This window comes from Kitasatospora sp. NPDC002227, from assembly GCF_040296285.1.
Classification (GTDB): domain Bacteria; phylum Actinomycetota; class Actinomycetes; order Streptomycetales; family Streptomycetaceae; genus Kitasatospora.
On record NZ_JBEOWY010000003.1, the window covers coordinates 236,923 to 249,438 of the forward strand.

Consider the following 12,516-nt stretch of genomic DNA (forward strand, 5'->3'; position numbering starts at 1 on the left):
GGGCCGAGGTCAGCTCACGTTCAGCGCGGCGTCGTCGATGACGAAGCTGGTCTGCTGGCTGGAGTCCTCGACGCCGGTGAACTTGAGCGTGACGCTCTTGCCCACGTAGGCCGCGAGGTTGACGGTCCGCTGGGTGAAGCCGCTCGCGGCGTTCACGTTGGAGTAGCTCGCCACCGTGGTGCCGTTGGCGGTGAGGGTGAGCTTGTCGTACGCGGTGGAGCCGGTCTCGGCGGTGTCGATGTGCAGCCAGTAGGTCAGGCTCGCGGTGGTGCAGCCGGCCGGGACGGTGACGGTCTGGCTGAGCGTGTCGGTGTGCGCGCTGCCGTAGCCGTTCAGCCAGGCCTTCCAACTGCCGCTGTGCGCGGCCTCGCTGGAGGAGTTGTCGATCACGCCGCTGCTGGCCGTCCAGGGCGCGGCGCTGCCGGTCTCGAAGCCCGGGTTGCCGAGCAGTTGGGCGGCCGTGCAGCCGCCGCCCTGGGCCGGGTTGACCGTCCAGGTGAAGGTCGCGCTGCCGCTCGGGCCGGTCGAGTCGGTCGCGGTGACGGTCACGGTGTACGTCCCGGCGGTGGTCGGCGTGCCGGAGACCAGCCCGGTGCCCGCGTTGACCGTCAGCCCGGCGGGCAGGCCGCTCGCGCTCCAGCTGAGCGTGCCGCCGGCCGTGTCCGAGGCACCGAGCTGCAGCGAGGCGGCGGTGCCGGCCGTGGCGGTCTGGCTGCCGGGGTTGGTCACCGAGACGCTGCCGCCGCCGGTCGAGGTGTTCCAGACGTCGGTGATCGAGGTGGCGCTCGCGGCCGAACCGGCGTACGGGAGGCCGTACATGTCCTCGATGGTGCGCAGCACGCCGAAGTGGTCGACGTGCTCGGTGTAGGTGCCGGGCTTGACCGACTGGCCGTTGAAGATGGTGGCGATCTGGTTGGCGCTGGTGGTGCTGTCGTCCTCGTCGAAGGTGGTGATCAGCAGGCTGTTGTGGGTCTTCGCCCACTGCACGTAGCTGTCCAGGTGGGCCTTGAGCCAGCTGTCACCGGTCGCGGTGGAGCAGTCGTGCATGTCGTCGCAGAGGTTCGGGATCACCCAGGAGACGGTGGGCAGTTGGGTGAAGTCGGTGGGGAAGGCGGAGAACGGCTGGTTGTCGGCCGCGGGCACGTTGGTGAAGTTCACCCAGGGGTTGTGCTTGCGGGCGTAGCCGCTGGTGCCCGCCGTGCAGACGGTGGAGCCGGCCGAGGGCAGGTTCTCCGAGTAGCCGGTGAAGCTCAGGCCCTTGGCGATCAGCTGGGCGGCCTCGTTGGTGGTGGAGAAGGTGTGCGGGCAGGAGTCGTCGGTGACGCCCTGGTTGGAACCGGAGAAGAGGTCCAGGTAGTTCGGCTGGCTCGGGTGCTCGATGGCGAAGGAGTTGGTGAAGTTCGCCCCGCTGTTCGCCAGTTGGTTGAAGTACGGGGCGTCCGGAGAGCCGATGATCGAGCCCTCCGAGGTGTTCTCGAAGACCACGACCACCACGTGGTCGGGCCGGGGCACGGTGGCGGCTGCGGCGGTGGCCTGGGTGGTGACCGCGGCGGTGGCCGGGGTGGTGACCAGGCCGCAGAGACCGGCCAGCAGGCCGAGGGTGGCGGCCGCGGAGGTCAGGAGTTTGGCGCGCACGGGGCGTACTCCTCGTCGGGGAGAGGGGTGAGGGCAGGGTGTTGCCGTCGAGCGCTGGCCATCCTTCTGGGATTGAGGATGTGCAGACAAGCCTTCGCGCTCCGACTTTGCGATGAATTTCCCTGTCCGCGACGCGAGTTCACTCGCGCAACCGATCCGCCACCGGCTGTCTAGACTCGCGACATGACTCAGTCACCACTCCAGTCACTCGGGGCAGGCGAGTACCTCCTCGTCACGACGTTCAGGAAGGACGGCACCGCCGTCCCCACCCCGGTCTGGGTGGTGCCGGACGGCGACGCCCTGGGCATCTGGACGGTCGCCGACTCCTGGAAGGTCAAGCGGATCCGCAACCGCCCCGACGTCCTGGTCGGCCCCTGCGACGTCCGCGGCCGCCCCACCGGCGAGTCCGTCCCCGCCACCGCCGAGATCTGCGGCCCCGAGACCCGCGCCGCCTACCGCCGCCTGCTCCAGCGCAAGTACGGCCTGATCGGCCGCCTCACCCTCCTCGGCAGCCGGCTGCGCCGTGGCGAGGACGGCACCGTCGCGATCCGGATCACCCTGACCGACTGACTGTCGGTCCCGGTCACTACGGTGATCACCATGAGCATCCGGTACGTCCGAGGCGACGCGACCCAGCCCCAGGCCGCCGGGCCGAAGATCATCGCGCACGTCTGCAACGACCTGGGCGGCTGGGGGAAGGGCTTCGTGCTCGCGATGTCCCGGCGCTGGCCGGAGCCGGAGGCGGCCTACCGGCGCTGGCACCGCGAGCGGGCGGGCAACGACTTCGGCCTGGGCGCGCTGCAGCTCGTCCAGGTCGAGCGCACCGTCTGGGTGGCGAACCTGGTCGGCCAGCGCGGCATCCGCACCGGCAGCAAGGGCGTCCCGGTGCGCTACGAGGCCATCGATGCCGCCCTGGCCCGGCTCGCCCCGCGCGCGCTCGAGCTCGAGGCCTCCGTCCACCTCCCCCGCATCGGCTGCGGCCTGGCCGGCGGCAGGTGGGAGCGCGTCGAGCCGCTCCTGACGGACCGCCTGGTCTCCGCCGGCCTGTCCGTCACCGTCTACGACCACGACTGACCGGTCAGAGCGGTCTGGTCATGAAGGTGCTGTGCGGATCCGGCCGGTACTCCCCGAAGGGTCCGCACTCCTCGAAGCCGAACTTGCGGTACAGCTCCCGCGCGGGCCGGAAGAACTCGGCCGAGCCGGTCTCCAGGCTCAGCCGGGTGCACCCCAGGCTCCGGGCCTGGGCGATGATGTGACTGAGCAGCAGGGAGGCGACTCCGCTGCGCTTGCGCCGGGCGCCGGTACGCATCGACTTGAGCTCGGCATGGCCTTCGCCCAGCTGCTTGAGCGCGCCGCAGCCCACCAACTCCGGGCCGTCCGCCGTCTCGTCCAGCACGGACCAGAACGTCACCTCCGGGCGCCGCAGCCCGTCGAGGTCCAGCGCGTGCTTGCTCTCCGGCGGGCTGATCGACCGCATCTCCCGCAGGTGCTCGGCCAGGAACTCCGCGATCTCCGGCCCCGAGAGATCGTCCACCACGATCCGCACCGCACCCACCTCCTGGTCGTCCTCCCGGCACCCTACCGAGGTCCTAGGTCCTCGGCGGGCGCCCCCGGGCCCTCCGGCCGATGTGCCGGGTGCCCGCCGGCTCCTAGCGTTCTTGCCATGAAGATCCCGGAGCACTACCAGTACTCGGTCGTCCCGCACATCCTGGTCGACGGCGCCGCCCAGGCGATCACCTTCTACGCCGAGGCCTTCGGCGCCACCGAGCTGTTCCGGCTCGACGGCCCGGACGGGCGGATCACCCACGCCGAACTCAGCATCCAGGGCTCCACCGTGATGCTCGGCGACGCCGAGACCCCGCACACCCCGCCCGCGAGCCCGAACGTCCTGCTGCACGTGTACGTCCCCGACGTGGACGCGCTCACCGCCCGGGCCACCGCCGCCGGGGCCGAACTCCTCGCCGCGCCCGCCGACATGCCGTACGGCGCCCGCCAGTCCACCGTCCGCGACCCCTTCGGCCACCTCTGGTTCTTCCTCACGCCCCTCGCCTGAGGGTGTCAGCCCTCGTACGGGAGCAGTTCGGCCCGCTTGGGCGGGCGGCCGTCGCCGGAGGAGCGGCCGGTGAGGCGGCGGCCGATCCAGGGGCCGAGGTGCAGGCGGAGCCAGTGCAGGTCGGCGCGGAGCTGCTCGGCGCGGCCGCGCGGGGCGGCCGGGGGCAGCGGGGCGCGCCAGTCGAAGCCGGCCGGGCGGCCGAGCGCCTCGAGCACGGCCGCGGCGACCCGGCGGTGACCCTCGGGCGAGAGGTGCAGCCGGTCCTCGTCCCAGAGCCGGCGGTCGTCGAAGCAGGGGGCCGAGAACAGGTCGACCACCAGCAGCCGGGGGTGCTGCTTGGCGAGCCCCTCGACGTACGCCTTCATCCGCAGGATCGTGGGCAGCAGCCGGGCGCCGCCGGCCATCCGGCGGGCCGGGTCGGTGCTGGTGAACATCACCACCGTGGCGCCGTCCGCGAGCAGCGCCTCGGCGCAGGAGCCGAGCAGCTTCTCCACCTGCTCGATGTCGCAGCCGGGGCGCAGCACGTCGTTCAACCCGCCTGCCAGGGTGACGAGTTCGCCGCCCATCGCGGCCGCGCGGTCGATCTGCTCGGCGTGGATCTGGCCGATCAGCTTGCCGCGCACCGCGAGGTTGGCGTACCGGAAGCCCTCCCCGCCCGCCTGCTCGGCGGCCAGCGCGGCGGCGACCCGGTCGGCCCAGCCCCGGTACTGGCCGCCGGGCAGCAGCTCGTCGCACATCCCCTCGGTGAAGGAGTCACCGACGGCGACGTAGCTGGCGAACCTGCGGAGGTCGGTGTCGTTGTCCATCCCCCGATCTTCGCAGGCCGTCCCGGCCCGCGGACCCGGCACCTCCACGTGCAACAAACAGGTTGCGCCTCACTGCGCCGAAGTGCAACCCTTGGGTAGCACATCCGACGAGAAGAGGTCCCCGTGCTCTCCGACGCCATCGCGCGCACCCTCGTGATCAACGCCGAGCCCGAGCGGGTCTGGGCGGTGCTGACCGAGCCCTCCTTCCTGGGCCGCTGGTTCGGCGGCGGCGAGCCCGTCCGGCTCGACCTGCGGCCCGGCGGGCTGCTGCTCTTCGACCACGGCGTGCACGGCGCACTGCCCGCCCGGCTGATCCGGGTCGAGCCGCCGCACACCCTCTCCTGGCGCTGGTCCCAGGGCCCGGCGGGCGAGGAGCCCACCGAGCACAACTCCACCCTGGTCGAGTTCACCCTCGCCCCGGCCGCCGGTGCGACCAGCCTCACCGTGCTGGAGAGCGGCTTCGCCCGGCTCGGCCTCCCCTTCGAGGAGATCGACGCCCGCCGCCAGGCCAACGCCCGCAACTGGCCCGGCAAGCTCGACCAGCTGCACCAGGAGTGCGCGCTCACCACGGCGCAGCCGCCGGGCCGGTAAATCCGTGGCGTCCGGGTGCGGCGGCTGCTTGGATGCCCTCCGTGACGCACCCTGACCTCCCCGGCCCGGCCGCTCCGCTCGGCCCGGCCGCCCTGCTCGGCCCGGCCGGTCTGCTCGGCCGCATCGAGGAGTACTACGACGCCGTACCGCGCAGCGGCGCCCGCGCCGAGCGCTTCGGCCCGCTGACCCTCTTCGTCCGCGAAGGCTCCGGCGGGCCGTACTACGCGCGCCCCGCGCTCGGCGCGCCGGAGGCGGCGGGCGTCGCGGACGTGGACCTGGTCCGGGCCCGGCAGCGGGAGCTCGGCGTGCCCGAGGCCTTCGAGTGGGTGGCCGAGACGACTCCGGGCCTGCGGGCGGCCGTCGAGGCCTCCGGCCTCACGGTGCACGAGCACCCGCTGATGGTGCACGACCCCGCCGCCGCACCGGACCGCCCGGCCGAGCTCGCGCCCGACGGCGGGCGCACCGCCGTGGTGCGGCTGCTCAGCGCGCAGGACCCGGCGCTGGCAAGCGCGTTGGGCGTGATGTGGGCCGCCTTCGGCGAGCCGGGCACGGCGGTCGGCTCCGGCGGCGCCGAGGAGCTGGCCGCCCAGATCCTCGCCCGGACGGCGGACGGCACGCTCACCCGGACGGCCGAGCGCATCACCGCCGGGTACACCGTCGTGGCCGCCGCCCTCGCCGACGGCCAGGCCCTCGGCTCGGGCCAGCACCAGCCGGTCGGCACGGTGAGCGAGATCGTCGGCGTCGGCACCCTCCCGAACGCCCGCCGCCAGGGCCTCGGCCTGGCCGTCACCGCCGCCCTGCTCGCCGACGCCCGCGCCGGCGGCGTCGAGACCGTCTTCCTCACCGCGACCGACGAAGCGGTGGCCCGCATCTACGCCCGGCTCGGCTTCCGACGCATCGCCACCGCCCTGATAGCCGAGACGTCCTGAGCTGGCGTTCTGAGCCAGCGCTCTGAATCAGCGTTGTGGACCAGCGCTCTGGACCAGCGTCGGAAAAACCGGTTGGCACCGTTCCGGCGCGGTGCTAGCTTCGGCCCCAGCTGGCACAACTGATCGATATGCAGGAGGAGGTGAGGGTTATGTCCGCCATAAATCTACTCCGCCATGCCCTCATCCGGGCCACCGACTGAAGCGGCCCTGCCCGCCGTCGCGGCCCGGATCCCCTTTCACGATCTCCGGAGTCGCACACCGTGCACAGCTCTCGTACGTCCTCCTCCCGCCCGCTGAGCCTGCTCGTCCTCGGCGGCACCCGCTTCCTGGGCCGTGCCCTGGTCGAGTCCGCCCTGGCCGACGGCCACCGGGTCACCCTCTTCAACCGGGGCCTCACCGCCCCCGGCCTGTTCCCTGACGCCGAAACCGTCCTCGGCGACCGCACCGAGAGCCTCGCCGCCCTCGACGGCCGCCGGTGGGACGCCGTGGTCGACGTCGCGGGTTACCACCCCGAGGTGGTGGCCCGCTCGGCCGAGGCGCTCCACGGCCGGGTCGGGCGGTACGTCTTCGTCTCCTCCCTCTCCGTACTCGCCGACCAGCGCACCCCGCAGTGCGAGACCGGCACCGTGCTCGAGCTCCGCGACGGGCAGCCGCCGCACGAGCTGTACGGGGCGCGCAAGGCCGCCTGCGAGCGGCTCGTGCTCTCCGCCTTCAGCCCCGCCGCCACCGTGATCCGCCCCGGCATGATCGTCGGACCGCACGACCCCACCGACCGGTTCGCCTACTGGCCGCGCCGCTTCGCCCGCGGCGGCCGGGTCCTGCTCCCCGGTGATCCGGCGGACTTCGCCCAGTTCATCGACGTCCGCGACGTGGCCCGGTGGATCCTCACCTGCATCCGCTCCGGCCTCGACGGCGTCTTCCACACCACCGGCCTCCCCCAGCCCTTCGGCGAGTTCTTCGAGGCCTGCCGCACCGTCACCGCCTCGACCGCCACCCCGGTCTGGGCCCCCACCCCCGCCCTGCTCGCCGCCGGGGCCGACCCCTGGATGGGCGTCCCGATGTGGATCGCCGACCCCGACTGCACCGCCATCAACCAGGTCGACACCACCCGCGCCCGCGCCGCCGGTCTCCAACTGCGCCCCCTGCCCGAGACTCTCACCGACACCCTCGCCTGGGACACCGCCCGAGGCCTTCCCACCCCCGAGGGCCTCACCCCGGCCGAGGAGCAGCGCCTCCTCGCCACCCTCATACCCGCCTGACCACCCCTCACCGGTCGGCCCACCCGGGCCGACCGGCCCCACCTCGCCTCCGGAGGCCCTCCTTGTTCCCGACCTGCTCTCCCCGCCCGCCGGGAGCCGAGTAGATGGCCGGCATCCGAGTCGTGGTCTGCCTCCCCGCCGAAGCCCGGCACGACCTCCGCGCCGCCCTCGACCAGGCGATGGCCCCCTTCCGGATGGACGCCAACCCGCGCTGGCGCTACATCTGGGACTGGTGGGCGATCCGCGGCGGCAGCGACGGCAGCGGCTTCAGCCCGCTGCCCGGCCACGAGGACAGCCCCCGGCTGGTCCACGACGACCCCCACTACGACGGCACCCCGCTCCCCAGCCTCCCCGGCCAGTGCGCCGGCGGCCCCCGCGGTCTCCTTGACCTCACCGAGTTCCGCGAGCTCTCCGACCGGGTCACCGCCGTCCGCAGCCGCGCCGGCGACCCGTGGGACTTCTGGCAGCACCTCAAGCCCGACCACCCACCGCTCCAACCGTGGTCGGCCTTCTGGGCGCGCCACCAGGCGGACCCTCAGGGGTACCCGGCCGAGCGGCTCCGGCACGACTTCGCCGCCCAACCGCTCCTCCAGGCCTTCACCGCAGACCCACTCAGCCAGATCCCCGGCCTGCACACCATCGCCTGGCACTACCAGCAGGCCGGTCTCCTCGACACCCTCGACGGCCCCCGGCCGAGCTTCGTGGCCCGCATGACCGACCTCCTCCCGCAGCCCGACCTGCTGACCCTCGACGGCTGGTGGATCGAAGACGGCACCTTCCCCGTCCACGGCCACTGCGAGGCCGCGGAGACCTGCCCACACCTGGACGAGGGCAACCGCTACCAGCGCGACATCGGCGGCTACCTGACTTCGCTGCCCGACGACGCCCTACTCATCAAGCTCAAGTGCCATGGCTGACCGCCCCCTGCTCTTCCTCGACGTCGACGGCCCCCTCAACCCCTACGCCGCCCAACCCGAGCGCCGCCCCGCCGGCCACACCACCATCCGCGTCCCCCGCCCGACCACCGCCTGGGAGCGCCACCGCCCCCTCCGTGTCTGGCTCGACCCCACCCACGGCCCGGCCCTCCTCGCCCTCCCCTACGACCTCTGCTGGGCCACCACCTGGATGGCCACCGCCAACCGGTGGATCGGCCCCGTCCTCGGCCTCCCCGACCTCCCCCACGTCGACTTCGGCGACACCCTCCACCGACACCGCCCCGACCTCGTCCACTGGAAGACCGACCACCTGATCACCTACGCCGCCGGCCGCCCCTTCGCCTGGGTGGACGACGAACAGTCCCCCGCCGACCACACCCACGTGACCACCCACCACCCCGCCCCCGCACTCCTCCACCACGTCAACCCCCGCCTCGGCCTCCGCCCCACCGACTTCACCGCCCTCGCGGAGTTCGCTGCCGCCCTCAACTGACCTGGCGCGTCGGCAAGTCCGCCCGGGCTCGCCAGAGGTCTGCGTCGCGAGGATCGGCCAGCCAGTTCGCCATGCGGTCAGCGCAGGCTTCGAAGGCATGGGGCAGGGAGATCTCGTCACCGACGACGAACCTGAGGACGTCGGCGTCGTGGGTGCCGTGGTCGGCCTCGCACCAACAGCCCACGTTGACCGAGGTGGCCACCTCGTACTGACCCTGGTCGGTCCAGCCCACTTGAAGCTGGAACTCCAGCCAGTCACTGTCCCCCGACGGCTGAACAACACACAGGATCAGGATCACCCACGTCCGGGACTCCGGCCCCGCGAAGACCTCGTGCCCTGGGAACCAGTCCCAGCCCTTGACGACATTCCCAGGCCGAGCCGCGCCGAGGCTGCCGACCGCGCGCTGCAGTGATTCAACGTCAGCAGCCGACAGCCGAGGGAAGAGTGCACCCAGAGGGACGTCCTCGATCGCGCCTGGTCCTATGTCCATGGGCTCATTGTCCGGTCGCTCGGCCAATCCTCGGTGGCGACGGTCTGCGCCGAACCCCCACTTCCATAAGCTGTGAATATAAAATTGCTATGCTTCGAGCATGAGTCATCAAGACACCGCTCCTGGCGCGTCCGCCGCCGTCGGTGCAGCCCTCTACGGCCTGGCCACCAGGGCCGCGAGGCGCCTGCCCCGGGACATGAGCCTGACGTCCGCCGCCACCCTGGCCACCCTGGACCGGACCGGACCGCGCCGCATCACCGATCTGGCCGCGGTCGAGGGCGTCACCCAGCCCGCGATGACCACCCTGGTCCGGGTGATGGAGGGGTCCGGCCTTGTCGAGCGGCGGGGCGACCCGTCCGACAAGCGGGTCACGCTGGTGTGCCTGACCGAGGCCGGCGCCGCCTACGTCCGGACGCGGCGCCGGACGGGCGTCCACGCGTTCGAGCGGTTGATCGGCGAGCTCACCGGCGACGAGGTCGAGGCGCTGGTGGCGGCCCTTCCGGCACTGAAGCATCTGGCAGAGCTCGAGAGCCAGGACCGCGAAGGGCCGAAGCAGTGACCGGGCAGCCGGTCGGCCCGGTCACGGTGAAGGCAGTCCCGGTGGCGCGCTCCGAGGCGCGGCTGCTGGTCCCCGCCCTGATGTTCATCGCCCTGGTCGTGGCGGCGGTCGGCAGCCTCGGGACGCCGCTCATCACCAGCGTGGCGACCTCCTTCCACGTCTCGCTCGGCAGCGCGCAGTGGACGCTGACCGTCGCGCTGCTCAGCGGCGCCGTCGCCACGCCCGTCCTGGGCCGGCTCGGAGCCGGCCCGCACCGGCGGGCCACGATACTCGCCACGCTGGCGGTCGTCGTCGCCGGCAGCGCGCTCACCGTGCTGCCGCTGCCGTTCGGGTGGCTGCTGGCCGGCCGGGCGGCCCAGGGCGTCGGGCTCGGGCTGACCGCGCTGATGATGGGCGTGGCCCGGGACCACCTCCCCGAGGAGCGCAGCGCGAGCGTGATCGCCCTGATCTCGGTGGTCTCGATCATCGGGGCCGGCGTCGGCTACCCGCTGGCCGCGCTGCTCGCCGAGCTCGGCGGGGTACGGGCCGCCTACGGCCTCGGCCTGGTCGTCACCGCGGCCGCCCTCCTGACCGCGTGGCGCTCGATGCCCGAAGCCCCCGAAGGCCGCTCCGCCCACGTGGACGTGGCCGGCGCGGTCGTCCTGGCCACTGCGCTGTTCCTGGTGCTGTTCCTCGCGGGCGAACGGAATCTGTGGAGCCAGCACCTCGCCGTGGCAGCGGGCCTCGCCGTCGTCGCGGTGGTGCTGCTCGGCATCTGGGCCGTCATCGAGCTGCGCAGCCCGACACCCCTGGTCGGTGTGCGGGCGGTGCGGCACCCGGCGGTCGCCGGGGCGAACCTGGCCATGTTCGTCGGCGGGATCGGCATGTACCTCCTGCTCACGCTCATCACCCGGTACGCGCAGACGCCGCACGGCGCCGGCTACGGCTTCGGGCTGACCACCTTCGTCGCCGGGCTGGTCCTCATCCCGTTCTCGGTGCTGGGGTTCGCCGCCGGCAAGCTCACGCCGCGGGTCCGGACGCGGATCGCCGCCCCCGTGGTCCTGGCCGGCAGCGCCGTCGTGGTCGGCGGCGGGTTCGCCCTGTTCGCGGCGGCCAGGTCGGACCTGGCCGAACTGTTCGCCGCGATGGGCGTGCTCGGCTTCGGCGTCGGCGGCTTCTCGGCGGCGATGCCCGGCGTCATCCTGGCCGCCACCCCCAAGAGCGAGACGTCGAGCGCCATGAGCTTCAACTACGTCGTCCGCAGCGTCGGGTACTCCCTGGGCAGCGCGATCGGCGGCCTGATCCTCGCCGCGGGCACCGGCCCCGGCCGCCTCTTCCCCGACGACAGCGCCTACACCACCGCCGCGCTGGTCGGCATCGGCGCCATGGCGATCACTACGCTGACAAGCCTCGCACTCGCCCGCCGACGCTCGTCCGAGACCAACCCGTAAACCAGATGCGCTTCGTCCCAACAGTGGAGGTTCCATGCCCAAGGGCTACTGGGTCAGCATCTACCGCACCACTTCGGACCCTGAGAAGCTGGCTGCCTACAACAAGCTGGCCGCTCCCGCCGTCAAGGCCGCGGGCGGTCGGACCTTCGTCCGTGGCGGTCGGGTCGTCGCGTACGACGCCGGAATTGCCGAGCGCACCGTCCTGATCGAGTTCGACAGCTTCGAGCAGGCCGTCGCGGCCCGCGAGAGCGCGGCCTACCAGGAAGCACTGGTCGCCCTCTCCGACGGCGTCGAGCGCGACTTCCGCATTGTCGAAGGCCTCGACTGACCCGGCTGAGCCTGTGGCACAGCAGGCGGAAGTGACATGCCGATCTCGCGGCAATCGAGGGGTTTGAGCTGTGCGACCGTCACGCTGGAGTTGTCGATGACAGCCGCCGCCCGGAGGAGGACGTGTGAGCGTGGAGTGGGCCGAGCTCTCGGCTGCGGACTTGCACTCCGTCGTCGAGCTCTATGGGCGTTGCCTCACCGCGGACGGCGGGTGGCCGGCCACGGCCTCACGGGGCTTCCTCGCGAAGCGGTACCTCGGTGACGGAGTGACAGCCGTCGGCGCTCGCCGCCACGACGGACTGGTCGCGGCCGGCTCCGTCCGCGACGTTGTGGGAGCCACCGTGGTGACCGGTCAGGTCGATCCGGTGCATCGCGGCCGAGGGTTGGGGGCGGCCCTGCTCGACCGGCTGCTGACGACGGCTCGTCGGCGGGCCGGTGCGGTCCGGGTCGAGACGGAGTACCTGAGCGCCGGCGCGGCCGAGCTCTTCCGCTCACGGGGCCTGCGCCGAACGTTCGCGGAGGATGTCATGCGGCGAAGCCTGGACACTCCCCTCCCCGAGGCCTCCGTTCCGGCGGAGGTCGAGCTCGAGGAGTGGAGCGAGGCGAGGCGGGGCGCCTTCTTCGCGGCCTACCGCTCCGCGTTCGCCGACCGCCCCGGCTACCCGGGCTGGACCGAGCCGCAGTGGGCGGCCTGGACGGCCGGGGGCGAATTCTGTCCGCAGTACTCGCTGCTGGCCTGTTCGTCGGCGGGCGCTCCGCTCGGCTTCGTCACCTGCGGCCGGGGCTTCCTGATCCAGGTGGGGGTCGTTCCGGAGAACCGCCACCGGGGCCTCGGGCGCGCTCTCGCCGTTGCGGCCTTGTCACGGATGCGGTCCGGCGGCGAGACCGAAGTCCTCCTCGACGTCAACGTGAACAATCCCGCCTCCGCCGCGCTCTTCCTCGGTCTGGGCTTTCGCCCCGTCGCGCGGCGCGCCCGCTACGAACCGAGCCGGCCGGCTGTCTAGGGCAG

At 72.7% G+C, this 12,516-nt stretch carries 16 protein-coding genes; 12 read left to right on the forward strand and 4 right to left on the reverse strand.

The window, feature by feature from the left end; all coding sequences use genetic code 11:
• Positions 1–9: 9 nt before the first annotated feature.
• Complete coding sequence (locus tag ABT095_RS04720; RefSeq protein ID WP_350527816.1) at positions 10–1,635, reverse strand: alkaline phosphatase family protein; 1,626 nt, start codon at positions 1,633–1,635, stop codon at positions 10–12.
• 183 nt (positions 1,636–1,818) lie between these two features.
• Here ABT095_RS04720 and ABT095_RS04725 point away from each other — a divergent pair, with 183 nt between their 5' ends.
• Both ABT095_RS04725 and ABT095_RS04730 read left to right on the forward strand, forming a co-directional pair.
• The gene (locus ABT095_RS04725) at positions 1,819–2,205 is read left to right on the forward strand and encodes a PPOX class F420-dependent oxidoreductase (RefSeq protein ID WP_350527817.1); all 387 of its coding nucleotides are present in this window, start codon (positions 1,819–1,821) and stop codon (positions 2,203–2,205) included.
• A 30-nt stretch (positions 2,206–2,235) separates the two neighbouring features.
• A complete protein-coding gene (locus tag ABT095_RS04730) occupies positions 2,236–2,709 on the forward strand; it encodes a macro domain-containing protein (RefSeq protein ID WP_350527818.1) in 474 nt (157 codons plus the stop codon).
• A 4-nt stretch (positions 2,710–2,713) separates the two neighbouring features.
• Here ABT095_RS04730 and ABT095_RS04735 read toward each other — a convergent pair whose 3' ends face one another.
• Complete coding sequence (locus ABT095_RS04735; protein ID WP_350527866.1) at positions 2,714–3,181, reverse strand: GNAT family N-acetyltransferase; 468 nt, start codon at positions 3,179–3,181, stop codon at positions 2,714–2,716.
• Between the two features lie 117 nt (positions 3,182–3,298).
• Between ABT095_RS04735 and ABT095_RS04740 the strand changes: the two genes are divergently transcribed.
• Positions 3,299–3,688: a VOC family protein gene (locus ABT095_RS04740; protein ID WP_350527819.1), complete on the forward strand. Its 390-nt coding sequence runs from the start codon at positions 3,299–3,301 to the stop codon at positions 3,686–3,688.
• Positions 3,689–3,693: 5 nt separating this feature from the next.
• On the opposite strand, the gene ABT095_RS04745 is transcribed toward ABT095_RS04740, so the two are convergent.
• The gene (locus ABT095_RS04745; RefSeq protein WP_350527820.1) at positions 3,694–4,494 is read right to left on the reverse strand and encodes an SGNH/GDSL hydrolase family protein; all 801 of its coding nucleotides are present in this window, start codon (positions 4,492–4,494) and stop codon (positions 3,694–3,696) included.
• A 123-nt stretch (positions 4,495–4,617) separates the two neighbouring features.
• Between ABT095_RS04745 and ABT095_RS04750 the strand changes: the two genes are divergently transcribed.
• The 5 genes from ABT095_RS04750 to ABT095_RS04770 all read left to right on the forward strand — a co-directional run bounded on the left by ABT095_RS04750 (position 4,618) and on the right by ABT095_RS04770 (position 8,701).
• The gene (locus ABT095_RS04750; protein ID WP_350527821.1) at positions 4,618–5,085 is read left to right on the forward strand and encodes an SRPBCC domain-containing protein; all 468 of its coding nucleotides are present in this window, start codon (positions 4,618–4,620) and stop codon (positions 5,083–5,085) included.
• 41 nt (positions 5,086–5,126) lie between these two features.
• Complete coding sequence (locus tag ABT095_RS04755; protein ID WP_502884814.1) at positions 5,127–6,014, forward strand: GNAT family N-acetyltransferase; 888 nt, start codon at positions 5,127–5,129, stop codon at positions 6,012–6,014.
• 260 nt (positions 6,015–6,274) lie between these two features.
• A complete protein-coding gene (locus ABT095_RS04760) occupies positions 6,275–7,273 on the forward strand; it encodes an NAD-dependent epimerase/dehydratase family protein (RefSeq protein ID WP_350527822.1) in 999 nt (332 codons plus the stop codon).
• A gap of 104 nt (positions 7,274–7,377) precedes the next feature.
• Positions 7,378–8,190, forward strand: coding sequence for a hypothetical protein (locus ABT095_RS04765; RefSeq protein WP_350527823.1), 813 nt, complete (start codon positions 7,378–7,380; stop codon positions 8,188–8,190).
• Entirely contained in the window at positions 8,183–8,701 is a 519-nt protein-coding gene (locus tag ABT095_RS04770) for a hypothetical protein (protein WP_350527824.1), read from the forward strand. The genes ABT095_RS04765 and ABT095_RS04770 overlap by 8 nt, the downstream gene beginning before the upstream one ends.
• Here the strand turns inward: ABT095_RS04770 and ABT095_RS04775 are convergent.
• A complete protein-coding gene (locus ABT095_RS04775; protein ID WP_350527825.1) occupies positions 8,694–9,191 on the reverse strand; it encodes a hypothetical protein in 498 nt (165 codons plus the stop codon). The genes ABT095_RS04770 and ABT095_RS04775 overlap by 8 nt on opposite strands.
• 100 nt (positions 9,192–9,291) lie before the next feature.
• Between ABT095_RS04775 and ABT095_RS04780 the strand changes: the two genes are divergently transcribed.
• From ABT095_RS04780 to ABT095_RS04795, 4 genes are all read left to right on the forward strand, one after another.
• The gene (locus tag ABT095_RS04780) at positions 9,292–9,750 is read left to right on the forward strand and encodes a MarR family winged helix-turn-helix transcriptional regulator (RefSeq protein ID WP_502884815.1); all 459 of its coding nucleotides are present in this window, start codon (positions 9,292–9,294) and stop codon (positions 9,748–9,750) included.
• Positions 9,747–11,180, forward strand: a complete 1,434-nt coding sequence (locus tag ABT095_RS04785; protein WP_350527826.1) for an MFS transporter — start codon at positions 9,747–9,749, stop codon at positions 11,178–11,180. The genes ABT095_RS04780 and ABT095_RS04785 overlap by 4 nt, the downstream gene beginning before the upstream one ends.
• A gap of 34 nt (positions 11,181–11,214) precedes the next feature.
• Positions 11,215–11,508 (forward strand): DUF1330 domain-containing protein, encoded by a 294-nt coding sequence (locus tag ABT095_RS04790; RefSeq protein WP_350527827.1) that lies wholly within the window; start codon positions 11,215–11,217, stop codon positions 11,506–11,508.
• Positions 11,509–11,632: 124 nt separating this feature from the next.
• Entirely contained in the window at positions 11,633–12,511 is an 879-nt protein-coding gene (locus ABT095_RS04795) for a GNAT family N-acetyltransferase (RefSeq protein WP_350527828.1), read from the forward strand.
• The last annotated feature ends 5 nt before the right edge of the window (positions 12,512–12,516 follow it).